General features: G+C 35.3%; 22 protein-coding genes and 2 tRNA genes. 16 read left to right on the forward strand and 8 right to left on the reverse strand.

The features are described from left to right. Positions 1-482: 482 nt before the first annotated feature. On the reverse strand, positions 483-1,514 hold the full coding sequence (locus CYAN10605_RS16820; RefSeq protein WP_015221147.1) for a rod shape-determining protein: 1,032 nt from the start codon (positions 1,512-1,514) through the stop codon (positions 483-485). A gap of 216 nt (positions 1,515-1,730) precedes the next feature. Here CYAN10605_RS16820 and CYAN10605_RS16825 point away from each other — a divergent pair, with 216 nt between their 5' ends. The 6 genes from CYAN10605_RS16825 to CYAN10605_RS16850 all read left to right on the forward strand — a co-directional run bounded on the left by CYAN10605_RS16825 (position 1,731) and on the right by CYAN10605_RS16850 (position 7,744). After that, positions 1,731-3,860, forward strand: a complete 2,130-nt coding sequence (locus tag CYAN10605_RS16825; protein WP_015221148.1) for a hypothetical protein — start codon at positions 1,731-1,733, stop codon at positions 3,858-3,860. Positions 3,861-3,992: 132 nt separating this feature from the next. After that, positions 3,993-4,481 carry a hypothetical protein gene (locus tag CYAN10605_RS16830; RefSeq protein WP_015221149.1) on the forward strand — a complete coding sequence of 163 codons (489 nt, stop codon included), beginning with the start codon at positions 3,993-3,995 and terminating at the stop codon, positions 4,479-4,481. 374 nt (positions 4,482-4,855) lie between these two features. Beyond that, entirely contained in the window at positions 4,856-6,433 is a 1,578-nt protein-coding gene (locus CYAN10605_RS16835; RefSeq protein ID WP_015221150.1) for an NAD(P)H-quinone oxidoreductase subunit N, read from the forward strand. A gap of 344 nt (positions 6,434-6,777) precedes the next feature. Then, positions 6,778-6,859, forward strand: a tRNA-Tyr gene (locus CYAN10605_RS16840). Positions 6,860-6,862: 3 nt separating this feature from the next. Then, a tRNA-Thr gene (locus CYAN10605_RS16845) sits at positions 6,863-6,934 on the forward strand. Positions 6,935-7,264: 330 nt separating this feature from the next. Continuing rightward, the gene (locus CYAN10605_RS16850) at positions 7,265-7,744 is read left to right on the forward strand and encodes a pentapeptide repeat-containing protein (protein ID WP_015221151.1); all 480 of its coding nucleotides are present in this window, start codon (positions 7,265-7,267) and stop codon (positions 7,742-7,744) included. Between the two features lie 86 nt (positions 7,745-7,830). Here CYAN10605_RS16850 and CYAN10605_RS18285 read toward each other — a convergent pair whose 3' ends face one another. From CYAN10605_RS18285 to metK, 3 genes are all read right to left on the reverse strand, one after another. After that, on the reverse strand, positions 7,831-8,049 hold the full coding sequence (locus CYAN10605_RS18285; RefSeq protein WP_015221152.1) for a hypothetical protein: 219 nt from the start codon (positions 8,047-8,049) through the stop codon (positions 7,831-7,833). Positions 8,050-8,209: 160 nt separating this feature from the next. Then, on the reverse strand, positions 8,210-9,904 hold the full coding sequence (locus CYAN10605_RS16855; RefSeq protein WP_241212782.1) for a TM0106 family RecB-like putative nuclease: 1,695 nt from the start codon (positions 9,902-9,904) through the stop codon (positions 8,210-8,212). 73 nt (positions 9,905-9,977) lie between these two features. Beyond that, positions 9,978-11,240 (reverse strand): methionine adenosyltransferase, encoded by a 1,263-nt coding sequence (gene metK / locus CYAN10605_RS16860; protein WP_015221154.1) that lies wholly within the window; start codon positions 11,238-11,240, stop codon positions 9,978-9,980. 149 nt (positions 11,241-11,389) lie between these two features. Between metK and CYAN10605_RS16865 the strand changes: the two genes are divergently transcribed. The 3 genes from CYAN10605_RS16865 (at position 11,390) to CYAN10605_RS16875 (ending at position 15,133) form a co-directional block, all read left to right on the forward strand. Continuing rightward, positions 11,390-11,926, forward strand: a complete 537-nt coding sequence (locus CYAN10605_RS16865) for a DUF1176 domain-containing protein (RefSeq protein ID WP_241212783.1) — start codon at positions 11,390-11,392, stop codon at positions 11,924-11,926. 272 nt (positions 11,927-12,198) lie between these two features. Beyond that, a complete protein-coding gene (locus CYAN10605_RS16870) occupies positions 12,199-13,677 on the forward strand; it encodes a sigma-70 RNA polymerase sigma factor region 4 domain-containing protein (RefSeq protein ID WP_015221156.1) in 1,479 nt (492 codons plus the stop codon). A 52-nt stretch (positions 13,678-13,729) separates the two neighbouring features. Then, positions 13,730-15,133, forward strand: coding sequence for a DUF1822 family protein (locus tag CYAN10605_RS16875; protein WP_015221157.1), 1,404 nt, complete (start codon positions 13,730-13,732; stop codon positions 15,131-15,133). A gap of 178 nt (positions 15,134-15,311) precedes the next feature. Here CYAN10605_RS16875 and CYAN10605_RS16880 read toward each other — a convergent pair whose 3' ends face one another. Then, the gene (locus CYAN10605_RS16880) at positions 15,312-15,596 is read right to left on the reverse strand and encodes a ssl2009 family thylakoid membrane protein (protein ID WP_015221158.1); all 285 of its coding nucleotides are present in this window, start codon (positions 15,594-15,596) and stop codon (positions 15,312-15,314) included. Positions 15,597-15,762: 166 nt separating this feature from the next. Between CYAN10605_RS16880 and CYAN10605_RS16885 the strand changes: the two genes are divergently transcribed. The 7 genes from CYAN10605_RS16885 to CYAN10605_RS16915 all read left to right on the forward strand — a co-directional run bounded on the left by CYAN10605_RS16885 (position 15,763) and on the right by CYAN10605_RS16915 (position 24,019). Beyond that, positions 15,763-16,314, forward strand: coding sequence for a DUF192 domain-containing protein (locus tag CYAN10605_RS16885; RefSeq protein ID WP_015221159.1), 552 nt, complete (start codon positions 15,763-15,765; stop codon positions 16,312-16,314). A 553-nt stretch (positions 16,315-16,867) separates the two neighbouring features. Next, positions 16,868-17,059 carry a DUF2949 domain-containing protein gene (locus CYAN10605_RS16890; RefSeq protein WP_015221160.1) on the forward strand — a complete coding sequence of 64 codons (192 nt, stop codon included), beginning with the start codon at positions 16,868-16,870 and terminating at the stop codon, positions 17,057-17,059. Between the two features lie 55 nt (positions 17,060-17,114). After that, positions 17,115-18,440: a dihydrolipoamide acetyltransferase family protein gene (locus CYAN10605_RS16895; RefSeq protein ID WP_015221161.1), complete on the forward strand. Its 1,326-nt coding sequence runs from the start codon at positions 17,115-17,117 to the stop codon at positions 18,438-18,440. 185 nt (positions 18,441-18,625) lie between these two features. Next, positions 18,626-19,747: a geranylgeranyl reductase family protein gene (locus CYAN10605_RS16900; RefSeq protein WP_015221162.1), complete on the forward strand. Its 1,122-nt coding sequence runs from the start codon at positions 18,626-18,628 to the stop codon at positions 19,745-19,747. 349 nt (positions 19,748-20,096) lie between these two features. Next, complete coding sequence (surE, locus tag CYAN10605_RS16905; RefSeq protein ID WP_015221163.1) at positions 20,097-20,789, forward strand: 5'/3'-nucleotidase SurE; 693 nt, start codon at positions 20,097-20,099, stop codon at positions 20,787-20,789. A 63-nt stretch (positions 20,790-20,852) separates the two neighbouring features. Then, positions 20,853-22,367 carry a dicarboxylate/amino acid:cation symporter gene (locus tag CYAN10605_RS16910; protein WP_015221164.1) on the forward strand — a complete coding sequence of 505 codons (1,515 nt, stop codon included), beginning with the start codon at positions 20,853-20,855 and terminating at the stop codon, positions 22,365-22,367. A 281-nt stretch (positions 22,368-22,648) separates the two neighbouring features. Continuing rightward, complete coding sequence (locus tag CYAN10605_RS16915) at positions 22,649-24,019, forward strand: (Fe-S)-binding protein (RefSeq protein ID WP_015221165.1); 1,371 nt, start codon at positions 22,649-22,651, stop codon at positions 24,017-24,019. Between the two features lie 245 nt (positions 24,020-24,264). Here the strand turns inward: CYAN10605_RS16915 and gatC are convergent, their stop codons facing one another. From gatC to CYAN10605_RS16930, 3 genes are all read right to left on the reverse strand, one after another. Continuing rightward, on the reverse strand, positions 24,265-24,552 hold the full coding sequence (gene gatC, locus CYAN10605_RS16920; RefSeq protein ID WP_015221166.1) for an Asp-tRNA(Asn)/Glu-tRNA(Gln) amidotransferase subunit GatC: 288 nt from the start codon (positions 24,550-24,552) through the stop codon (positions 24,265-24,267). Positions 24,553-24,773: 221 nt separating this feature from the next. After that, positions 24,774-25,295 carry a photosystem I assembly protein Ycf3 gene (locus CYAN10605_RS16925; RefSeq protein ID WP_015221167.1) on the reverse strand — a complete coding sequence of 174 codons (522 nt, stop codon included), beginning with the start codon at positions 25,293-25,295 and terminating at the stop codon, positions 24,774-24,776. Between the two features lie 81 nt (positions 25,296-25,376). Beyond that, the gene (locus CYAN10605_RS16930) at positions 25,377-26,492 is read right to left on the reverse strand and encodes an iron-containing alcohol dehydrogenase family protein (RefSeq protein WP_015221168.1); all 1,116 of its coding nucleotides are present in this window, start codon (positions 26,490-26,492) and stop codon (positions 25,377-25,379) included. Between the last annotated feature and the right edge of the window lie 91 nt (positions 26,493-26,583).

Raw genomic sequence — 26,583 nt, forward strand, 5'->3', positions numbered from 1 at the left:
AAAATATTTAATTGGGGTAGGTGTCAGGGTGTTTAGGAGATGAGGGGATGAGAGGGAAATGAGTTCGAGGCTCGGAGTTATTAATTAACCTCAGTTCGGTTTAAGAATATTGGATAAGGGTAGGTGTCAGGTTTCAGGTTGCAGGTTGCAGGTGGTAGGGGTTAAATATATTCAACCCTTACGGAGATGAGGGGAGAGGGGGAAGTAGGGGCGAATGGCTATTCGCCCCTACAGGTGTTCGGGGTTTTTAATTCCTAATTCCTAATTCTTAATTTTTCCTTTGCCCTCCCCCCTCTCGAGGGGGGATATAAGGGGGGTTTGCCTCTTGCCTCTTGCCTTTTTTTCTCCATCATTCATAGATGAAAATTTATCCCGAACTCAGGTTAATTATTAACTATTCACCTTTGCTCATTGCCCCTTTAACTTTGCTCCTTACCTTTTCTCAACTTGATCAAAAATCATAGTTTGAATTGATAACACTCTTATTTTTTTCTGCTACTTCTGTTTAAACGCTCATATTCTTCTAAAACTTTACCAGTGCCGTAAACAACACATCTTAAAGGATTTGGAGCAACATGAGTAATAATGCCAGTTTCATTTGCGATTAAACTATCTAAACCTCGAAGTAATGCCCCCCCTCCTGCTAACATAATGCCTCTGTCAATAATATCCCCTGCCAATTCGGGGGGTGTTTGTTCCAAAGTTTTCTTAATAGCATCAACAATTAAACCAACTGTATCTGCAATACATTCTCTGATTTCTACGGTGGTTATATTGACAGTTTTAGGGAGTCCTGAGACTACATTTAAACCTCTAATTTCCATCCCTTGGGGTTCATCATCCATCGGATAAGCTGAACCTATTTCTGTTTTTAGCTGTTCTGCACTGCGTTCTCCCACAATAACATTGTAATTTCTTTTCAAATGACGCTTAATTGATTCGGTTATTTCATCTCCCGCAATCCTGACTGAGTCACTTAAAACAATTCCTTGTAAACTTAACACCGCAACATCTGTTGTACCGCCACCAATATCGACGATCATACTCCCTACAGGCTCATCGACGGGTAAACCAGCCCCAATTGCCGCCGCCACGGGTTCATCAATAAATTCTATATTATCGATCGCACCGGAGGTTTCCATTGCTTCCTCTATAGCTCTTCTCTCAACACTGGTGATACCACTAGGAACACCGATGATAATACGGGAACGAGTTAAGTTACTATTACCTCTAACTTTTTTGATGAACTCCTTTAACATCATTTCTGTTTCTTTCACATCAGTAATGACACCATCTTTAAGGGGACGAATGGTGCGAACATTTTTAGGAGTGCGTCCTAACATTCTTTGAGCTTCTTTCCCTACTGCGATCGCCTCTTTTGTTTGTTCATCAATAGCAATTACGGATGGTTCATCCAACACAATATCCTTCCCGGGCATATAAATTAAAGTATTAGCTGTACCTAAATCAATACCCATATCTTGGGACTCAGAAAATAATTCAAATAAACCCATTAATATTACCTCAGATGCTTCTTTATAAAAACTTCACATAATCACATTATCTTAATTCACTTCTTTTCTTTTGGGTAGCTAAACAAACGACTAATCATGTTTGGTCAATTTAAGAGCGTGATTTATAATTTCTCATAAAAATTAATCATTTACTATTCTCCAAATAGTCTAGTAATATGAATGAGAGTATAAAAAAACTAAATTATTTCCCTGAGAATGACAAAAAAATTCTCCATTTATAAATTATTATTATCTTCCACTTATATCTTGATACTATTTTCTGTGGTTTTTGCCTTCACTGAGAAAGGAAATTGCCAAACAACAACGGAAATATCTTCTCAAAAAGAAAAACAAGATCTTCAGAACTCCGCAGATACTAGACAAAAACAATTATACATTGACCCAAACTATCGTATTCCTCCGAGGATTGTACCAAAGGATAAAGTAAGTCAAGAAACTACTTCTTTTTCTCTTAATGGTGTTGCAGTAAGTCATCTGACAGAGTGGCAAATTCTTGGCGGTAGTACCTTCGGAGATAACATAAATTATCAACCTTCTTTTAACAGCATTTTTACTTTATCTTCTCAAGTAGAAGAAAGTTTGAGTAATGACAATATTTTTGTGCGTAAACACACTGGCTCTTATCTTCAAGTTAGAACCATTAGAAGTAAAAAAACTATTACCACGACAACAAAAATACCTCAAACCTTATTGGGCTTTCAACTACAGTTAAGTTTGACGGGGGATTGTGACTTATTTTATCTTGGTTCAAATACCACAGATCAATGCACTCTCACCCCCGGTGTCGTTATTGACAAAGAAGATAATATCAATCCAGAAACTCTGTTGCCCAGAAACATATCTCAAACAAGTCGAGTTGGAACAGTAGTTTCTCAAGAAAATTTAAACTTTATTCGTCAACCCGGCTTCCAAAGAGGTATAGAGGGACAAGAAATCGGCATAGATTTATATATTCCTAATGCAGGAGCTGTGTTTGGTAATTCTATCAGTCGTCAAACAACTATTCGTCGGCAAGAAGAAATTGATGTATTACCTGCAGGTTCTTTTTCTACTATTGAACAAATTATTAAAGTTAATCATGAAAAAGCTGTTTTAGGACGTACCGTTCGGGGTATCCCTGTTATTCCTGAAGGAGAAGAGCCTTGGCTTTATACTCTATCATCGGGAGCGAGTTTTCTTTTACCAACTATAGACCCCAAATTAGAAGGTAGTGATAAACCAGTTGATCCTCGTGCTAATCGTAATCTATTTTTAGCCAGTAATAATGCTCGTTTACCTCCTGCTAGTTTTGTCGTCTATCAAATTGGAGTAGGAGAAGCGGATACCCCTAAATCAGAGGTGGAAGAATTGAGTCAGTTACCTTCTGCCATGTATAACAGTATTTGGTTTGGTTTTTCTCCCGATGTGCGAATTTCTCTCCATAATCGTTCTTACCTAGAAATTCTTGGTTCAGAAAGAATAATTGAAAGTGCTGGAGGAGAAGGGGGTGTAGCTGATTTTAGTAATATCAATTCTATTGTTAGTTTTAGCAACCAAATTATTAACCCTGATGATTTAAGTCGATTTTATGTTCAAGCCTATGCCCGTTTTTTTGCCACAGAGGTAAATGCGATTAATCAAACTATTATTGATGAGGACACTATTTATGCTCCCCATATTAGTTTTACGGGAAATTTAACTTATACTGATAAGGTTTTCCGCTATTACCTGGGTACAATTTTTAGTGATGATGTTAGATCTTACTTGGGTGCTGACTATAATCAAAATCTCTCTAATGATCTTGATTTGAATATAGGTGCGATCGGTTATATTAATCCTAATCGAGAATATTACAGTCAAACATGGGGGAGTCTAACTAAGAATTTTCCCTTAAGTGATAATCAGCATTTTACTTTAGTAGGTCGGTTTAATTATGCAATAGACAGACCAGTTCAAGCGAGCAATTTTGCAGAGGCTATATTTCCTTCTTTAGCTAGTTTTTTGATCTTAGAAGGTCAATATAATTGGGATTGGTTCTCTATTAAAATTGGTAATAATTTTGGTGGTGTTTTGCCTAATTCTTTGAAAAATCAACTTTTTCTGGGAACTATTTTTAATATTAGTCCATTTGTCAACTTATCAGGCTATTTCGCTCCCATTGATGAAAACTCATCGAGTATCAAAGCTAGTGCTGGAATTAATTTTCGCCTTGGACAAAACTCTAATAGTCCATTCTTAAGTTTTAATTGGAGTCAATATCGTTATGATTTTGGTACTACTCCTCAAGGAGATGATTTAATTCAAAAAGATAATATTTTTCAGGTAGTAATTCGTTTTGGAGGATGAGTGAACCTAATACGAAAAGTAACCCTTAAACTTTACATAAACTTTACATAAACTTTACATAAACTTTACATAACATTTGTAATCTTCTTATATAATTTTGATTAGAATAATCTACAAAAATTTCACTAAAAAATGATAAAAAATTTACTTAAGTATAGCTCAGTAGCTATTGCGGGAGTGACCGCATTAAGTTTACCTATTTTGATGAGTCAGAATTCTGCACAAGCAGGTCAGGGCGGTTTAGCGGCGGCTGTTTCATTTACAGTAGATAGCAACCAAAATGTTAATGGTGTTGCGGCGGCTGTCGGTATTGGTAAAACAGATGCGGCGGCTTCTGCCTTTTTTGAAGTTGATCCTGTTGATGGATTTTTTAACGGTTCTGCTACCGCTTTAGGTTCTAGTAGCCCTATTACTATTGATGAAATTAATGCTATTGATATTAACTTTATAGAATCTTCTGGTGACAGAGGCGATCGCGATTTAGATATTGCCCAAGAGAATGAAATTGATGGTTTAGCTTTAATTGCTAGTAACGGAGACCTTATTGGCGGTGGTGTAATTACCTTTGGTTCTGTCATTGATGCTTTCACTGATGGCGGTGGCTTACTTCCTGATGAATAAAGTGTCTATAGGTTTTTATTCTTTAGGCAAAGGTGTTTTTTTATAAAACTTTTGTTTAAATTATCAAAAGTTACAAACAAATTGAACAAAAATCACAATAAATCATTAGTTTTGTTTATAAAAACTATTACCTCTCAAGTAGGACAGTGTAATATTTTTCCCTGTTTTCCTTGGAGGGATTTTTTATGTCATCATGAGAAAGAAACAATTTACAGTATTTTGTGAAAAAGACTATTACACAAGTAGTCAAGGAGCAAAAATGCGTGAAAACAATTAGCGATACCGACAAAAATTGTTTTTCAATAACCTCTAGTTATTAATGTTTCTAATTTTCAGGTAATATTTACTAATGATAGTTTTAAACAAGAATAACTATGGATTTTTCCAGTCAAATAGCTAGTCAACTAAATGCAGTCACGATTCTGCCAGAAGGAATTGTCACTGTAACCTTATTATTAGTCTTAATTGGTGATTTAATTTTTGGACGTAAATCAGCTAACGCCTTAGCATACTTATCCGTAATTGGTTTATTTAGTGCGGTTGTTGCCTTATTTTACGGTTGGAATAACACAGAAATAACCTCTTTTTTAGGTGCTTTCACCGCCGACAATTTGAGTATTGTTTTTCGTGCAATTGTAGCTCTTTCAACGGCGATAACTATTTTAATGTCTATTGCCTATATTGAAAATACAGGAACATCTCTCGCTGAATTTATCGGTATTATGCTTACCGCTACTTTAGGGGGAATGCTTTTATGTGGAGCTTCTGAATTAGTAATGGTGTTCGTATCCTTAGAAATGCTTAGTATTTCTTCCTACTTAATGACAGGATACATGAAACGAGATCCCCGTTCTAATGAAGCCGCTTTGAAATATTTGCTAATTGGTGCGGCAAGTTCTGCCATTTTCCTTTATGGTTCTTCCTTACTATATGGTTTGTCTGGAGGATTGACCAACATTAACGAAATCGGTGCAGTATTACAAGCAGGAGAAGGCTTAGAATCTCTCGGTTTAGCCATTGCCTTAGTGTTCATGATTGCGGGGATTGCGTTTAAAATTTCCGCCGTGCCTTTCCACCAGTGGACTCCTGATGTTTATGAAGGTTCTCCCACCCCAGTAGTTGCATTCTTATCTGTGGGTTCAAAAGCGGCAGGATTTGCGATCGCAATTCGCTTATTAGTCACAGTATTTGAACCAGTAACTCAACAATGGCATTTCATTTTCACGGCTTTAGCCATTTTAAGTATGGTGTTAGGCAACGTAGTGGCATTAGCCCAAACAAGCATGAAACGTATGTTAGCTTACTCTTCCATCGGACAAGCAGGATTTGTCATGATTGGTTTAGTTGCTAGTACGACAGCCGGTTACTCAAGCATAATCTTTTACTTGTTTATTTATCTATTCATGAACCTCGGTGCTTTTGCCTGTGTCATTCTTTTCTCTTTAAGAACAGGAACTGATAAAATTAGTGATTATGCAGGACTATATCAAAAAGACCCCTTACTAACTTTAGGATTAAGTCTTTGCTTACTATCCTTAGGCGGAATTCCTCCCTTAGCAGGGTTTTTCGGTAAAATATACATTTTTTGGGCGGGTTGGCAAGCAGGACTTTATAGCCTCGTGTTAGTAGCCCTCGTTACCAGTGTTATCTCCATTTACTACTACATTAGAGTAGTCAAAATGATGGTTGTTAAAGAACCCCATGAAATGTCAGAAGTCGTGAAAAACTATCCATCCGTGCGTTGGAATATGAGTGGAATGCGTCCCATTCAAATTAGTTTAATCGTCTTAACCATTGCCACATCCCTCATCGGAATATTATCTAATCCTGTAGTTAACGTTGCTAATCAATCTGTAACTAGCAGTAGAGTTTTAGAAGCATCTTTGACTCAAGCTAGTGCTAACATTGATAGTACTATGGATAATCAAAGAAAAAATATCGCACTACGTTAAAAAAACTAGGGAATAGCTAATAAAATATTAGATTAGGAATTGAATAAATGTTATGCAAAAAATTCCTGATTATAATACTATTCCCTTTAATTATCGCTTTTAGAATGGATTTTGACCTCAGTTCAATTTAAAAATATCGAATAAGGGTAGGTATCGGGTAGTAGGTTTCAGGCTTTAATTACTAATTTTTGATTATCTTTGCTCCTTGCCCTCTTTCTTAGCATAACCAAGAAAATTTATCCAGAACTCAGGTTTACCTTGTTTATAGTCTCACTAATTTATTTTTCAAATTTGTTGGCATTTTTTTTGATGTTTAGTTATAATTAGTAAATGTGAAAACAAAAGGGTCGATGCCCGAGTGGTTAATGGGGGCGGACTGTAAATCCGCTGGCTATGCCTACGCTGGTTCAAATCCAGCTCGGCCCATTTGCCTTTGTAGCTCAGTGGTAGAGCACACCCTTGGTAAGGGTGAGGTCACGAGTTCAATCCTCGTCAAAGGCTTTTTCTTTGAATATTGCATATTAGTGCCTTCATATTCTTGAGGTGACTTAATCGTTAGATGAAGTATATATAAGTTGCCCAAAATGTCTAACGCTGTAAATATTATTATCATTCCCTATTCTCTATCTAAACTAAAAATCAAAATCATAGCTTAATTCACCAACGTTAAGTTTTTTAGTCAACTATTTTTCTATCCGTGTGTTCTAAAATAGAATCTATACAAGACTTGAATTAGTTGCAAGGATTTTTTTTAGCGGGATTGCTCACACTTTCTTGATATGATAGGGATTAGATAAATTCAAAACGAATTGTAAGTTATATCATAAGGTAATGGTTTTTTCTCAGGTAATTAGTTTGGTTTTAGCTTTGATAATTGCTTTTTTTTCCGTTAGCCCGTCTGCTGAGGCTTTAGACTATACAAAACGGGATTTAGCAGAAGTGGACTTTTCTGGACAAAATTTGACAGATGCCACTTTCAATAAAACAAATTTACGCAGTGCCAATCTTAGTCAGTCTGATTTACAAGGAGTTAGCTTTTTCGGGGCGAATATGGATTCTATTAATTTAGAAGGGGCTAATTTGACTAATTCTATTCTCGATTCAGCGAGGCTTACCCGTGCGAATCTTCGCAATGCAGTGCTTGAAGGTGCATTTGCCACGAACACAAAATTTGAGGGGGCTAATATTGAAGGGGCTGATTTTACTGATGTTATTTTACGTCCTGATGTAGAAGAGATGCTATGTGAGAAGGCAAAAGGAGTTAATCCCACCACTGGCAGAAAAACCCGTGACACATTGTATTGTCCCTAAATGTAATCTCTAAATGTAATCTCTACTCATTCCTTAGTTTTAATGCGTTTTATACAGACTCATCGTTTAAATAATTAAAATAATTATTACTTGTTATATATTTTTACTGCTTTTGGTGTAAATACAGGGATACGAATACATAACAATGCTAATAATGCCAACATATGTATTGACCAATGTGCGATCGCAAGTCCCCAAATAATAAATACTGAAGCGGTGAAAATGCCTAAAATAAGATGAATGTCTTGATTCGTGCGTTGATAAATAAATATACTAGCGATGGTGGTAATAAATAAAAGTGTCATGAAGATGGGTATTAGCATGGCAATCACCTCGAGTCTTGATAAGAAAAACAGAAGCAACACAAAGGCAACAAAAATTAAATTTATGGTTATGATTTGAGTAAAAATTTGCGTTTATTTCCTGCTGTGACTATAACTTAACATTTTTGCGTGGCGATGATAGTTAAATAGGATACTTTGAATTAGAATTTGATAAAACTTCACAGTTATTAATATTTTGCTGTAGTTTTTTTTCTTCAAAATTATTATATTTTTCCATCCATTTTTTTAGTTCATAAGTGCCTTGACAGTCATCTTCATTATAAATAACAATGTACTCTAACCAGGTAGAATCGCCCGTTTTTAACCATTGATCATACCAAAACACACATTGATCCCCCCCTACATTACCACCATTAGAAGATAATTTTCCTATTTTTGGGTCACGCCATCTAAAACCCAACCAATTAGCAACGGTTTTCAAAGAATAATTTTCTACTGGTAAATAAAAAGAATTAATGAGTATTTTATGTAAATCAAATAATCGAGATAATAATGTTTTTAATTGAATAGAAGATGTTTGATATAAATGGGCTAGTCTTTTAATGGTTTCAACTTCATATTCTGAGTAATGGAAAATCGGGGCATTGGGATATTGATTGATAAATTCTAAGAATTGATGCCAAATAATTTTTTCTTCTTCTGGGGTTTTTGCTAAAAAGCTATAGTATTTTTGTTGGTTATTTTTTTTGTCAATTAATAAAATTCCTAACAGATAATCTAAGGTGCGATCGCACCACATACTATTACTCAAATTATTACCTTGTGTACTACCTTGCAAATTACCATCTGCTTCAATATCAAAATATAACTCGATGTCACTATTAGGTATTGGGAGTAAATTCGGTTGTTTAAAAATTGCTTGATGAGAAATAAGAGAAATAGACTGTTGTAAGAGCCTATCAGCAATACCTTTGGTGAAAACAAAAGTTAAATCGGCTATAGAAGTTTGAGAAAGGGTAGTCATATTGTTAACCCCTATTTGTTTTAAATATTCAATTCTTTTTGGTGTCATACCAGGAATAAGAGACAAATGTTGATCTGATTTTGCTTTTTGATAACAACCTTCATACCAAGGACAAAAACTGCACTTCTGACGAGATATATATACATCAGGTATATTTTCTCCTACCAACATCTGAAAACACTCATTAATTAATTCCTGAGTACGAGAAAACCATACTTTGAGGTTGATTTTATGAGGCTTACGATTATCCCGCAAAGCCATTTCTCCTCTAGTAAGATTAATTCCCTGAATTTGATTAAGAATATCAATGGTAAAAGCCATTAATAATTTATATTCAGGTTTAACATTTTTTCCTAAATGAATATTTAATGGATAATAACTCCAGTTTCCTAATTCAGAGGGAATATTTTGCTTAATTAAAACTGTGGGGGTAGCGGTTAGGGTTATTTTTCCTGCCTCACCATCGATAAGATTCCAAGCCACAACTCCTTTATAAATACTTTCTACCCCTTGACTCATTAATTGTTTTGTTAATACAATTAGTTTTTCCTTATCTACCTCTTCCTCTTGTGTCTTCAACATATTTCGAGGTTGATGAGGGTTTAAACCATAATGAGAAATAATTTGTTGATGATGAAATTCTTTTTCTGCTTTTAACTTAAAGAGAAAATCCTTCTCTGGTGACTTTTGACCTTCTTCACCATAAATATCAAGAAAAGCGCGACGGGAACAACGTCTATAGTGAAGCAATAATTCGTCTGTCAAAAGCATATAAGCAAAGTGCAAGGGTAAAGGGCAAAGGGCAAAGGTGAATAGTTGATGTTGATAACTTCTGTACGGGCGAATGGCCATTCGCCCCTAACTAACTCCGAACTCCCTAAGCCCCCTTTCACCCTAACACCTTTTTTTACCTATGACTCAATAATTATCCGTTGGTGAATGCAAGATTTTGACTGATACTATCTCTAAGAATAGCCGCCTTATCTGTACGTTCCCATGGTAAATCTAAATCAATTCTGCCAAAATGCCCATAAGCGGCAACATCTTGGTAAAAACGACCATTTCTTTGGGCAGGTAAGTTTCTTAAATCAAACATTTGAATAATACCTGCGGGGCGTAAATCAAAGTTAGCTTTAACTAAAGGTAATAATTTATCTTCAGAAACAGTAGAAGTGCCAAAAGTCTCAATTAAAATACTAACAGGTTGAGCAACTCCAATGGCATAGCTAAGTTGTACTTCACATTTACTAGCTAAACCAGCCGCAACAATATTTTTTGCTACATAACGGGCGGCATAAGAGGCACTGCGATCGACTTTTGTAGGATCTTTTCCAGAAAAAGCACCACCTCCATGGCGAGAATAACCACCATAGGTATCAATAATAATCTTACGACCCGTTAAACCAGAATCCCCTTGAGGACCACCAATCACGAATTTTCCAGTAGGATTAAGTAAGAAACGAGTTTTATCAGAAGGCTTTAGGTTTAAATCCGAAAATACAGGATTAATTACCACTTCTTGGATAGCTTCTTTTAAAGTAGCCTGAATTTTATCATTGTCGGTAATATTACCGATAGTTTCACTGTGTTGAGTAGAAATGAGAATGGTGTCAATACCCACAGGTTGATCATTTTCATAGGCAATGGTAACTTGAGTTTTACCGTCAGGACCCAAATAAGGTAATTCTCCAGATTTTCTTACCGTTGCTAAACGTCTTGATAAGCGATGAGCTAAACTAATAGGCATGGGCATCAATTCAGGAGTTTCGTTACAAGCATAACCAAACATAATACCCTGATCTCCAGCACCAATACTGTCTAATTCATCTTCACTGAGAGATTCCCGTTTTTCCTGTGCCTGATTGACTCCTTGGGCAATATCGGCAGATTGTTCATCTAAAGCCACTAAAACGGCACAACTGTTGGCAGAAAAACCGTTACTAGCATCGGTATAGCCAATTTCAGCAATTTTTTTACGAGCTAAGTCCACGTAGTTAACATTGGCTTGGGAGGTAATTTCCCCAGTAATTAAAACTAAACCAGTATTAACAACTACTTCAGCCGCAACTCGACTAGATGTATCTTGAGCTAATAAAGCATCTAAGATAGTGTCGGAAATTTGGTCACAGATTTTGTCCGGATGCCCCTCTGTAACGGACTCGGACGTAAAAAGATAACTACGACTCAATTGTTTATTCCTCTATATTTAGGTTTGATATTTTATGATAGGTTAATATTGCCATAAATAAAACAGACAAACCTATCTTTAATTTTCCTAACTTGTTATACTTTCAATCGCTTTTGAATCGTTTTTGCTCATATGTCTTAATTTTGTTATTGTTCAGTTGCCAAAAAGAAACTAGAGAAAATTCTGAGCTAGAAGCAATTATTATCACTCCAGAAGAAAAGCAGGTAATTATTAGCAAAATTTATGAAAATCAGAAAGACATAAAACTGTGTAATCAAGAAAGAGACCAAGCCTTATCTATTGATTCTACAGAAATTTATCCTCTAAAGGAAAATCAGTATTTAGTAGAGATTTTATGTTTTTTAGGGGCGTATCAAGGTAACTATCAATATCTGTTATACAATCGTGTTAATTCAGCTATAGAAAAAATTAGTTTTGCTACTTTCAGAGATAATCCCCAGAATTTACAGTTAACTAACACTTTTACTCTCAATGGCTCTCCAGAATTTGATCCAATTAGTCAAACTCTATCTTTAGAGACAAAATCTAGGGGTTTAGGAGACTGTGGTAGCTTTGTAGTTTATCAGTGGCAAAATAGCGAATTTACCTTAAGAGAATATCGTTATAAATCTGATTGTGATGGGGTTTATCTGTCTCCCGAAAAGTATCCTCTTATTTATCCGTGAAGTACTCATTCTCGCTATGCTGAAATTAAGGACTTTTCACCCGTATCATAAAAATAACCTCAATTCAGGATAAATTTTTATAGAAAGTGATTGAGAAAAGGGCAAAAGCTGACAGGGAGACAATGAAACTGCAATGAGGGTAGGTTTTAGGTTTCAGGTTTCAGGTTGCAGGTTTCAAAAAAAATCTCAAAAGAATCAAATTAGTGAAAAAATTTTTGCTGAAATTGCATAAATCGGAAAAAAGACACTGATAAGTAGATAAGGAAACCCTCATGGTGAAAAACCATTGGAAATCTACTTTTATGAAAATGCAAAAACGCACTAATCTTGTTATGCAGTTTTCTTCCTTTCTCTGTTTGAAAGAAGAATCATCTTCTCTGATTACCTACTGGAAAATTACTCCTGAATTAGAGCAAAATATGAGGCAATTATTGGATCAGCAAGAAATTTTAGCTGAAGAAGATGACCTTATTGCCCAAGAATTTTTGGAGTGGTTGCGAGATAACCAAGATAATTTAAAGAAAAAGCATTTAATCGCTTATTTGCAAGAATCTTGTTTCTTTGCCACAAAAAAAGTTTATCAACGATTTAAAAATTGTTGGAATATATTTACTTGGCAGGATTACTTCCAATGGGCTAATTTGCTTTTGGCATCTCCCACAAAATTATTAGCTAAATACAATCAAAGTCTTCGGTATAAATTAACTACCTATGCTCGAAGCAAAATAGAATCCCAATTAATAGATCGGGCATATCAATATATGGGATGGGAAAGAGCTTCTGATTGGGGGTTGTTAAGACAATTAAAATCTGGGACTCGGAAAAAATGTTTACAGATAATAGGAGGTTTAAAAGATAGTGATTTAGAAAAATACCTATTGGTGTGGGAATGTTTTAATGTAGTTTATTCATCTAAAACTATTAAAAAGAATCAAAAACTACCACCTCCTTCTGCTAATCATTTTTTAAAAATAACTCAAGAGTACAATTTTATTGTTAAAAATAAAGGAGCTAATTTACCTAATATTAATCAAGAAGAATGTAATTTAATTATTAGTAATTGTATCGAATTTGCTCGTCAATATTGTAGTCCTAAAATTTTAAATAGTGGAGAATACACAGAAAATTTAGTTGATCAAGTTAATGTAAATGTTCGAGAAGAAAAGGAACTTCAAAAAGAAGAATATAATCAGGTGGATACCATATTGACTAATGCCTTTTATGAATTAGATTTAACCCAGAAAATTTTATTTGAATTATGGAAAGGTTTACAGTTAACTCAAACAGAGATAGCTGAAATTATGGGGGTTAATTATGGTGAGTTTGTCAGAGAACAATATCAAGTTACCCGTCAAATTAATTCTACCCGACAAGAATTATTGGAAAAATTGGTCAGAGAAATTTTAGCTGATTCTCAAATTACTATAACTAAGCAAAAATTTAAAGAGTTAAAAAATCCTTTAGATCAATGGTTACAAGAATATTGTAAAGAGGTTTTATCTCAAAAAATTACAGAAATTTATCAATTATTGTCTGATAATGAAAAGTCAACAATTATGAACAATTTTCAAGAAAAAAATTTTACTGATAGTGATACATTGAACCATGATTTAAACCCTTTAGCGAAAAATTTGAAAACAAAATTAATAGAAGATTACCAATTGTTTTTCCCAGAAACTAATCACATTAATCTTTGTTTTGTCCATTTAGTAGAGGATTGGTTTATTAATAATTATCCTAATTTTATTTAATAGTTTTTTTACTTTTGCAATGATTTTTACCAATATAAATTCAATAAATATCATGTCTTTAGATCTATTTACTGCTTTTAACTCTGAAGATTTGTGGCTAAAATTTTCTGACAAAGAATATGATATAGCCATGGAAAAAGCCAAAAATTTTGCATCTTTAGCACAGCAACATCAGGCTTTAATCAATTTTCTTGCTAGTAATTGTCTGATTAAATGGTTAAACATGACCTACGGTGATTTGATCCGTCAAGTTAATTTTGAGTTTGAAGAAAAAGATTTATTTAGTATTTGGCAATTTGTTAATGGAACACCGCTTATTATTAATAATCTTTCACGTCGTCTAGTTGTAATACCTGAAGAATGTGAAGATTTGAGTGAATTTAATATCCCTCAAGAATGGTTAGATATTCCTCAACTTAGAGGAGATTATTTTTTACCAGTACAAGTTAATTTAGAGACAGGTTGGTTAAGATTTTATGGTTTTACAACCTATGAATACATAAAAAAATATAGCTATTATAATCGTTATTTTGCTTACTATATTTTACCTGAACATTTTTTAGATGATGATCTTAACCTAATATTTCTTTTCGAAAAATATCAATTATTTAATCATGTTGAATATCAGGCTTTACCACAATTTTCTAGTGTGGAAAAAAGACAATTTATGGAACAATTAAATAATATTGAGGCTTCAAGAGTTCGTCATCATTTGAATTTTGTTCAATGGGCGGCTTTATTTGCAGATAAATCTTGTCGTTTATCTCTTTATAAGAAATATCAACCAATTAGTCTAGGTTCTTGGTTAGAGAATAATTTTTATCAGGCTTATAGTCAAGGATGGCAAAATTTGACTGACTTGATGGATAGCTTAAATTTTATTTCCTCTTCTCCTTCTGTTAGTAGTAACGGAATTGTAATGCGTTCTGGGAATGTTAATTTAGAATATATTTATCAAATAAATGATGAGAAGCAGTTGAAGGTTGCGGCACAAAGATTAAGTGTTTTACCGACTAATAGTGTGCATAAAAATCAAGTTTTACAAGCTCTAAATTATATTATGAGTCGCTCCCATGATGATGAAACAAGATGGCACGCCGCCGAGGGAATTTGGCGTTTAGAACCGAATAATCCTAATGCAGGTTTATGGTGTGGAAAACGTTTAAATTTAGGTTTGGAAATGGGGGATTTATCTTTGGCTTTAGTGATAGGAGTATTGCCGAAATCTGATAGTCAAAATAGTATCTTTTTCCGTCTTTATCCTACTAATAATCATTTATTACCAGCTAATTTGAAAGTACAAATTATGGATGAGGAAACTAAAGTGTTTAAACAATTAACTTCCCGAGAAGGCGATCGCATCTTACAATATAAATTCTGGGGTAATAAGGGAGAGTTTTTCTGGATACAAATGAGTTATCACTCTACCCAACTTAGTGAAGCCTTTATTATTTAAACGTTAAGGGTTTTTATGGTTTGGGGTATTAGGAAAGAGGTGTCAGGTATCAGGTTGCAGGTGTCAGGTTTAGGGAGTAATGAGTAATGAGTAACGAGTAACGAGTAATTATCAACTATTCACTATTCACTATTCACTATTTACCTTTGCCCCTTTCTCTTTTAACTGCATTGAATACTTAATTTTCTTCCTTCTCTTTTTCTTGCTTTGACATTAAACCAAATTTAACTTCGTCAATAGCGTGATTGAGTTGATTGATTTTTTCTTCTAAACTTAATCTTGCATTCTCCATGGCAAATTCATCTTCGAGGCTAGAATAAGAAGTCTTTTTCTGGTTTGAATTATCAGAATCTTTGCTTTGTTGACTTTTACTTGCTACCAAACTACCCACAACACCGCCTACTAATCCTCCGACAATTGTACCGATAATAAATCCACTACCGAAATTATCTTTGTTACTCATAATAAATAATAAATAATCAAATGCCTTTGTTAAGAAAATCAGTAATTATCTTTAACTCAAGAAAATACACCGTAAACTTAATTTTACACTACAAAAAAAATAACTGATCAAAATAGTCTTTTTTCGGTTATTATCTCTTTTCACCGCTCTTTTTTATTTGTATAGCATGGTTAATTTTCCCAAAATCTTATCTTATCCTTTAGTTATTTCTCTTTGTTTTTTCGTTTCTAGTTGTGATACAGGAGAAAATTCTTTATCTCAAGCACAAAATGAGGAAAATATATCTACTCTTTCCATAGCAGATGTTTCCTCGCCCCAAAATCTTCCCATTAATGCCATTTTATCCATCGATAATCAACAAATAGAATTGGAAGTGGCAGAAACTCCTGAACAACAACAGTTAGGCTTAATGTTTCGTACCGATTTACCTCCTGATAGAGGGATGCTTTTTCTTTTTCAGCCACCTACGATTGTGAATTTTTGGATGAAAAATGTTTTTATTTCTTTGGATATGCTATTTGTTCGAGATGGAGTTGTACAAAATATAGCTCACAATGTCCCCCCTTGTACGAAAGAGCCTTGTCCTTTATATAGCTCTGAGGTCGAAATTGATCAAGTAATAGAGTTAGCTGGAGGGAGAGCAAAAGAATTAAATATCAAAAAAGGCGATCGCATCTCTGTGGAATTTTTGCCGTCAGAAAACTCTTTGAAAAAGTAGTGCAAATTTTTTTTTAATGGTGTATAATCATTAACTCAAATGTTAATCTCATACTCAAACTTTTAAACTAAGCTCTTTGATGGGAGTTTATTTAGAAGGAAGATAAATAATCTGAAGGGAAAAGTTTTAATTTAGTTCATATAGCATTTTTCCAATTTATCAGGTACGAGCAGAAGAGTTGAAGCCCTCTATCAACAAAGAGTCCGTGTACCTTAATATCTTAGAATGATGGCTATAAACAGATTCATTCATTAAATTGCAAAAACTTTTTCAGCTTAACTGGAAATTTTTTTATCAGACTATTTTAATTGGCAAAATATCGAGAATGTTTTTATATCAATATCATCTATTAATGATTAATAATCAATGACATATTGGTAGCTATCTAAGCAAAATGGCTTAATTTTTCGTGAGAGTGATAATAAATTCAGCAATTTTTCAGAACATAAAATTCTTCCAAGAAAAATCAGATAATGAGTTTTTGTTTTTAACCATTTCTGTTATTTTTAGTCCAGCTTTTTTAATCTTTTTATATTTTTAAGAAATAAAAATTATGCCTACTATTACTTACACTCGCTTTATCAAATTTTTGCAAGATGAAATAAACTTATCTCAAGACTCTATCGCTATGGCTCAAAAAACTGTGGATCAAAACTTAGGACTAATGCCCGTAGTGCTATGGCAATATGGACTAGTCGATTTACAACAACTCAACAAAATCTATGAATGGTTAGAAACCGCCTAACACAAAACTGATATAATTATTGGTTTGAACAGTCTATAAGAAGTTTATAAACTAAATGATTTACGATATATTTATGCCAGCCCTCAGTTCCACGATGACAGAAGGGAAAATAGTTTCATGGGAAAAACAACCCGGTGATAAAGTTGAGAAAGGAGAAACTGTTGTTGTCGTTGAATCCGACAAGGCTGATATGGATGTAGAATCTTTCTACTCTGGTTATTTAGCTACTATTCTTGTCCCTGCCGGTTCTCAAGCTCCTGTGGGAGATGCGATCGCATATATTGCTGAAACCGAAGCAGAAATAGAAGAAGCCAAGAAAAAAGCCAGTCAAGCACAAGGGGGAAATAATGTCACTTCAACCCCCGCAACTACTCCTGAATTCAAAAAAGAAGTAGAAACCTCTCCTCAACCTGTGGCAACCACTGCTAACACAGAAATCTCTCCCTCAAATACTTCTGAAAATAACGGTAGAATTATCGCTTCCCCCAGAGCAAAAAAATTAGCCAAAGAATTTAAAGTTGATTTAGCCACTATTAAGGGTAGCGGTGTCAACGGTAGAATTACCGCCGAAGATGTAGAAAAAGCGGTCGGAAAAGCACCTAGCGTAACCACATCTACTCCTTCATTGCCCACCATTACATCCTCTATACCTCCTCAAATTACCCCCACTCCTGCCCTCGGTAATGCCGCTCCCATTAATAATTTAGCAGGAGAAACCGTACCTTTTAACACCTTACAACAAGCAGTTGTTCGTAATATGGTGGCTAGTTTACACGTTCCCACTTTCCAAGTTAGCTATGATATTACCACTGATGCTTTAGATGGCTTATATCGTAAAATCAAAACTAAGGGAGTTACAATGACTGCATTATTAGCCAAAGCTGTTGCAGTTACCCTACAAAAACACCCCATCATGAGTGCTACTTATACAGAAGGTGGCATTAAATATAACGATTCTATCAACATCGCTGTTGCCGTTGCGATGCCCGATGGCGGTTTAATTACCCCTGTGATTAAAAATGCGGCTCAAATAGATATTTATTCCCTTGCCCGTAGCTGGAAAGATTTAGTAGATCGTGCCAGAGCAAAACAACTACAGCCTGATGAGTACAGTACAGGTACATTTACTCTTTCTAATTTAGGGATGTTTGGTGTAAGTAGCTTTACCGCTATTTTACCTCCCGGACAAGGTTCGATCTTAGCCATTGGTGGTACTCGCCCCGCCGTAGTAGCTAGTAAAGACGGTTTATTTGGGGTTAAAAATCAAATGACAGTGACTATCACCTGTGATCACCGTATCATCTATGGTGCAGATGCGGCATCATTCCTCAAAGATTTAGCTAATTTAATTGAAAATGATCCCCATTCTTTGACATTGTAGGTGATGAATAATGGGTTAGGAGTTCGGAGTTCGGGGTTAAGTTTCAGGTGTCAGGGTGTTTAGGGGATAGGGGATGAGGGGAGAGGGAGAAACAAGTAATGATTAATGAGTGTTCAGAGTTTTTAATTCTTAATTATCAACTATTTACCTTTGCCCTTTATTATTAATAAATTCTTAGTTGAATTATGTATGATTGTATAGTTGTTGGTGCTGGTCCTGCGGGTGCTACCTCTGCTTATCATTTAGCAAAAAAAGGGTATTCTGTCTTAATTCTGGAAAAGGCTAGTTTACCCCGTTATAAACCTTGTGGAGGAGGAGTTTCTCCTCTGATTCAATCTTGGTTTGATTTTGATTTATCTCCCGCTATTTCTCTTAAAAGTCATACTGTTTATTGTACTTGGGAACAGAAAGATGCGATCGCAGTTGATTTAGGAAATAATCCCATTTGGATGGTAAGAAGAGACGTTTTCGACTATTTTCTAGTAACACAAGCTGTCAAACAAGGAGCAACCCTGAAAGATACAACGAAAGTACGAGGGGTTGAATTTGTTAGTAATGGTTGGATAGTTAAAACCGAAAATGAGTCATTTAAAGGACGTTATCTTATTGGTGCGGATGGGGCAAAAGGCTCAATGGCTAAATGGTTAGGCTTTGGAAAGCAGAAAAAATCGGTGGTGGGTGCATTGGAATTAGAAATTCCTGTACAGAAGGTAGAGAATAAAGAAACCTATTTAGAATTTGGTTTAGTACAACACGGCTATGCTTGGAATTTTCCCAAAGCAGATGGTTATTCTATTGGTGCTGGGGGTTTTGCTAAAAATAGAAAAGCTCAAAGTTTTCACAAAATTATTGAAAATTATACAGGTTTGTTCAATCTTAATGCTAAAGATGGTTGCGAACATGGACACCCCCTTGCTCTTTGGAATGGAGTACAAAAATTACATACAGAAAATGCCGTTTTAGCAGGGGAATCAGCCTGTGTAGTTGATCCTTTCACTGCAGAGGGAATCCGCCCTTCTATCTATAGCGGTTTAAAAGCATCCGAAGCGGTGGCTAATGCTTTAGCTGGAGAGGCAAATGCTTTAGCAAAATATAGTGAAATTATGGCTCAAGAATGGGGAAAAGAAATGTTGTGGGCGCAAAGATTAGCTTCTATTTTTTATCGTTTTCCTCGTCTTAGTTACCAATTAGGGGTTAAGCATCCTTCTGGGGGAAAAACTATGATGAAAATATTTGCAGGAGAAAAAACTTATTCTCAGGTAGCACAAAAGGGAATTAAATTATTAACTAATCTGAGTTCGGGATAAATTTTCACTCATCGGAGTGATGGCGAAAAGGGTAATGGTAAATAGTGTTGGGGTGTTGGGGTGTTGGGGTGAATAATTAATCATTAATAACTCCGAACACTCATTACTCATTACTCGTTACTTATTACTTTCTTCAACACCTGCAACCTGAAACCTGACACCTGACACCTACTCTTATCCGATATTCTTAAACCGAACTGAGGTTAACTAGCCTGAGTTCGATATAAATTTGTCGGTTAAGGTTGGCTGAAAGGCAATAGTCAATAGAGAGTAGTTAATAGTTTATAGTTGATAATAAAGAATACAAAAAATTCTGACTCCTGACTTCCACTCATTACTCATTATTTTCATGTTTATTATCACTAACGATGACGGCATTAACGCTGAAGGAATTAAGGCTTTAAAAGAAATTATTACTGAAGATAAGGTAATCATAGCACCCGATCGCGCTTTATCTGGTTGTGGACATCAGGTGACGACAAAAGAAGGAATTACTGTTACAGAAACAAAACCTCAAGAATATGCCATTAGTGGGACACCTGCCGATTGCGTTAGGCTCGGTATTAGTAAGATTTTTCCCTCCGCCACATGGGTACTTTCTGGAATCAATGCAGGAGGAAATTTAGGTAGTGATATTCACATTTCTGGCACTGTCGCCGCCGTCAGAGAAGCCGCTATTCATGGTTTAGGTGCGATCGCAATTTCCCATGTTATTAAATATCCTCAACCTATTAATTGGGATATTGCCAAAAAACTAAGTAAAAAAGTGCTTAAAAAATTATTAAACAAAGACTTACCGAAAGGTTGCTTTTGGAATGTAAATTTACCTCCCCTTGATTATGTGTCCAATCCTGATATAGTATTTTGTAGTCCTAGTATTGATCCCCTACCCTTAAACTTCAAACAAGAAGGAAATCAGTATTTTTATCGAGGAGAATATTGGCAAAGAAAAAGAACCATAGATACAGATGTAGATGTTTGTTTTTCAGGTAATATCGCCGTTAGTTTAATCAGCATTAATGGAAACTCGACTCACAATTAAAATGTCTCAGGTTGGATTCTGACCTTGTTAAGTATAAATTAAGTAAAGTAATTAATAGTATCAATGACTCAAAACACGTCAACAAATTCATCTTCTTTAAGCTCATTAATCCCCATTCTTCTCGGAATTTTTATCGGTGTTTTATTAGGTGGTTTTTTACCTATTTGGGGACAAGAAGTTAAATTTTTAGGAGAATTATTTATTAATGCTTTATTAATGTTGGTTGTACCTTTAGTTATCACCTCCATGATAGCTAGTATCACTTCTTTAGGCGATATTAGTAAATTAAAAGGTATTGGCTTAAAAACAATTATTTTTTATTTTATAACCACTGGAATAGCTGTAATTTTAGGCTTAGTTTTAGTTAATATCACTCAACCCGGAGTTGCTCAAACTGATGCAGAAAGAGTCTTATTAAGAGGTGGAGAGGTTTTAACTAACGCAGAATATAAAGTTGAAGAAAATGAAGTTTTACTACTAGACACAAATTTAAGAAAATCTTTTGATGATCGTTATTTTGTTTCTTTAATTGATCAAGATATAAAAGGAAATATTATCGAAAAAGCACCTATTAATAGTCAAAAAATAATTGTCTCTCAGTGGGAAAATAGTCAAGGAGAAATTGTATCTCCTTTAAGAAGAGGAAGAGGTATAAACATAGATTTAACTATTGCAAAAAGAATAGAAGGGAAGGAAAAAAGTTCGATCAAAACAACCATTGAACAAGTAGTCACAGATTTACTTCCCCGTAATTTATTTCAATCAATGGTAGAAAATGACGTTTTACCTTTAATCATTTTTTCCCTCGTTTTTGGTGCGATTTTGACTACCTTAGAAGATGGACAAATAGTCATAGATTTTATCTCCGTTTTAAACAAAGCTATCCTCAAAATTGTCGATTTAATTCTTATTTTTGCTCCCATTGGTATTGGTGCGTTAATCGCAGGGCGCTTAGGAGATGCAGGAGGATTTGAAGGGTTTGGCAGTGAATTTCTCTCTCTTTGGAAATATTCTAGTACTGTGATACTAGGTCTAATTTTACATGGATTTTTCATTTTGACCTCTATACTTTACCTTATCACCTCTCGATCGCCCTTTGATTATTTAAGAAAAACGTCTCCTGCCTTAATTACAGCTTTTTCCACCTCCTCTAGTTCTGCCACAATTCCCGTCACCCTTGAATGTGCCATCAAAAACAATAAAGTCGATAGTAAAATTGCTGACTTTGTCATACCCCTAGGAGCGACAATTAATATGGATGGTACAGCCCTTTATGAAGCAGTTGCCGCCGTTTTCATTGCCCAAATCTACGGTATAGAATTAAGTCTGGGACAATTAATTGTTATTTTCTTGACTGCAACCTTAGCCGCAGTAGGGGCGGCAGGTATTCCCGAAGCAGGACTCGTCACTATGGTCATAGTATTAAAAGCAGTTAATATACCAGTAGAAGGTATTTCCCTAATTCTCGTTATCGACTGGTTTTTAGATCGTTGTCGCACTACAATCAATGTCTGGGGAGATAGCGTTGGTGCCGCCGTTATTAATCACCTCAATCAAGAGAATGTCAATAGTGAATAGTTGACAATTAAGAATTAAGAAAAGAGGTGTCAGGTATCAGGTTGCAGGTATCAGGTGAATTAAAATTCCTCTCCCCACTCCCCTAATTTTAAAAACTCTCTACTCCTTACTCCTTACTTATTACTTTGTTTCCTCCTTTCGCCCCTTCCCCTCACCACCTCATCCCCTAATCGCTAATTTAAAACTAAGATAATTAATTCTTCCTATTAATTTATTAAAAGCTATAATAAAGCAAAAATAAATTGATTTTTCTGAATCGTTCCTAAAATATTTATTCCTAAATGAACACTACTAATACCCCTATCGATACTATAAACTCTGAAAAAGGATTTGACGACCATAACCCTCCCTCACAAAATTTGATTGATCAATGTGTACATTGTGGTTTTTGTTTATCAACTTGTCCCAGTTATAGAGTCATTGGCAAAGAAATGGACTCTCCCAGAGGAAGAATTTATCTAATGAATGCGATTAATCAGGGAGAAGCAAAATTAGATGAAAGCACAAGTCCTCATTTCGATAGTTGTTTAGGATGTTTAGCTTGTGTTACTACTTGTCCATCTGGGGTACAATATGATCAGTTAATCGCTTCTGTGCGTCCTCAAGTAGAAAGAAATCAACCCCGCAATTGGTGGGAAAAAATCCTTCGCACTCTTATCTTTAATATTTTTCCTTATCCTGCAAGATTAAGTATTTTCTTACCCCTACTGTGGTTTTACCAAATTTCAGGTTTACAGGCTCTAGTGAGAAAAACGGGCATACTCAAATTTTTTCCTCGTATTGCTTCTATGGAGTCTATCCTTCCATCTATTCAATTAGCTTCTATCAATAAAAAATATCCTTATACCATCCCCCCTCAAAAAGAGAAAAAATACCGAGTAGGATTGATTCTAGGCTGTGTACAACGGTTATTTTTTGACCCTGTAAATGAAGCGACTGTAAGGGTATTAACTGCAAATGGTTGTGAGGTTGTAATTCCTCCATCTCAAGGATGTTGCGGTGCATTACCTGCCCATCAGGGACAAGAAAACCAAGCCCAAACTCTCGCAAAACAAATGATTGACAGTTTTTTGTCTGCTGAAGTTGATTATATTATTATTAATGCCGCAGGGTGTGGTCATACCCTTAAAGAATATCATCATATTTTAAAAGATGATCCCGAAGGGAACTGCTACGCAGCACGCATCTATGAAGAAAAAGCAAAAGAATTTGTCAGCAAAGTCAGAGACATTAACGAATTTTTAATGGAAACAGGCTTTAATGTTGACTTATCTCCCGTTACCGATGACACTGTCAAAGTTGTTTATCAAGATGCTTGTCACTTGTTACATGGGCAAAAAATTAGCTTACAACCTCGCCAATTATTGCAAAAAATACCTAACCTAGAATTAAAAGAGCCTGTAGATGCGGCTTTATGTTGCGGTAGTGCGGGAGTATATAATCTTTTACAACCTGACGTTGCCAACGAATTAGGAGAACAAAAAGTTCAAAATCTTCTTAACACGGGGGCCAGTATAATTGCTTCTCCAAACCCCGGTTGTGCCTTACAAATCACCAAACATCTCAAATTACAGGGAAAAGAAGTAAAAGTAATGCACCCGATGGAGCTTTTAGATCATAGCATTAGGGGGGAGTTAATCAAAAGTACCTAACTAACCCCAGTTCAGTTTAAGAATATCGGATAAGATTAGGTTTCAGGTTTCAGGTTTCAGGTTGCAGGTGTTAGGGAGAAATGAGTTAGGAGTTAGGAGTTAGGAGTTCAGAGTTTTTAATCTTTAATTCTTAATTCTTAATTATCAACTATTTACCTTTGCCCATTGCCTATTGCCCCTTGCCCTTTTCCCCATCACTCATAGATGAAAATTTATCCCCAACTCAGGTTAATTAATGTAAGATACTAAGCAAGAATTTTTGGGACTTGGAAGAAATCATCATCTCTTTCCGGGGCGACATTAAGTAAACTTTCCCGATCTTCATAAGTCGATTGTACATCTTCACGGGTAATATTATTAACATCGATCGCTCTTGTGGTAGGTTCTACATTTTCCGTATCTAATTCTTTTAGCTGTTCAAAATAATCTAAAATCGCACTTAATTGGGGTGCAAATGCTTCTTCCTCCGCTTCTGTTAAATGTAAACGGGCTAAATTAGCAACTTTTTTAACTTCTGCTTGACTTAAACTCATAACTAATTTCTAAACAATGATGATTAATAATAAAAAGCTAATTACTGAAGGCTGAATCATTAATAAGCTAAGACGCATTTAACTTGCATTTTTCCTTAGTTTTTGAAAATAACTCAAACCCTTATCTTTTCCCCTCCCCCCTTGAGAGGGGGGAGAAAGGGGAGTTTCTCTCTTCCCTGTCTTAACCAGACAACTTAAATGCACTCCTAGCTTAGAGAATACTAGAAAAAGACATCAATTTCTGAACGCCCAGTGGTTTTCAACCAGTTTTGAGCCTCTAAATAACTATTGGGAGATAAACGGATAGCCTGTTTCCAATATTCTGCGGCTTTATCAAATAAACTTTCTGCCTCGTTTTCATTTCCCGCTTGTTTTGATTTTTCGCCTAAATGATGATAAATCACGGCAATATTATTCAAAGCCGAGGGTTTGCGGGGATTTAAGTCTAAAGACTGGTGATAGTACCCCAATGCTTCTTCTAGTTTTCCATTACTGGCATGGATTAAACCCATATTATATAGTATCTCACTGCGATCGTTGGGATCTTCTTCTAGTTTTAAGGCTTCTTCATAATTTTCTAAAGCCTCCGCATACTCCCCTTCTGCTTGGGCTGACATACCATCACGATAATAAACAAAGGCTTCTTTAGCTTTTGAGTCAATGGGGAGGACTTTGAGAATTATATCCGCCATGACGGTAAAAGTTTTATCGATAAAGTTATCGTTTCTCTGAGATCTAGGCATACTATGTTATTTATACTAAGAGTTATTTATACTAAGAAAAATTTAAAATCGGTATTTATACATTAAACCTTTTCTTGTCCATTATGCCATTGTTGAAACCATTGCACTGAGTAAAATATCAGGAGTCACATTAAAAGGTAAACGGTGAATGTCTGATTCTGGTTTACAAGTAATTTCAGCACATTGACGCAGTTGATTTAAGGTAATATTTGTTAAGCCTAAATCTTCTAAGGTAATAGGTAAACCGATAGACTGATAAAACTTGATTAATTGTTGTCTGGCAGTTTTGGCAAGTTGATTATTAGCGATGGTTTCTTCTAATCTCAATTGCACCAGAATACCATAAGCCACTTTTGCACCGTGTAATTTGCCGTGAGTTGCTTCTAAGTGGGTTAAACCATTATGCACGGCATGGGCGGCAACGGTTCGACAATTTGCACCTCCCAAACCTCCGCTTACTCCTGCAAGTAATACTGTTGCGTCAACTACTTCTTTCCAAGTTTCACTGAGGGGATTTTGTAAAGCAGTTTCGGCTTTCTGGAGTAAAATATCTCTCAATACTCTTGCTTGTTGTACAGCGGCAATGGTTAAGGTTGCGGTAGAGTTACCGCTACTGACGGAGGCTTCATACCATTTTGCGATCGCATCTCCGATTCCTGCTATCAGGGTATATTTAGGAGCAGAAGCAATAATATTGTAATCGAGAATAAGTAAATTAGGACAATGACGTAAACTTACATCATATTGAAAAGCTCCCGATTCTGAATAAATATTACTTAAAGCAGTCCAAGCGGCACAAGTAGCCCCAGAGGTAGGAATGGTAATTACTGGTAAATGGCAATTATGAGCTAATAATTTTGCACTATCAAGGGATTTTCCTCCCCCCACACCGATGATAAAATCGGCTTCATGGGTTTTGACTGCCTTTTCGAGACGTTTTAAAGATGTTTCACTACAATCGGGAAGATAACTAGCGTAACGAGGTTTTAAATTAAATTTCTTACAAATAGGTTCAAGATAAGTTTCAATTAATTTTATAGTTTTCTCTCCTCCCACCACTAAGGGCATTTGACCAAAAGATGCGATCGCATCCCCACTATTACTGAGACTGTTTTCTCCTTTAATAATATTCCCCGGTGCAACCTGTAAGCTAAAAATTTGACCAACTTCAATGCTAATTGATTTTGATTTCGACATTCTTCAACCGTTACTGCTTGATTAATAGACTATTTTATATAGTAGCAATTAAAAAAAACCTAGTACTATCTGAAAGAGAATTACCACCAGT

It is taken from the genome of Cyanobacterium aponinum PCC 10605 (assembly GCF_000317675.1).
Lineage (GTDB): Bacteria > Cyanobacteriota > Cyanobacteriia > Cyanobacteriales > Cyanobacteriaceae > PCC-10605.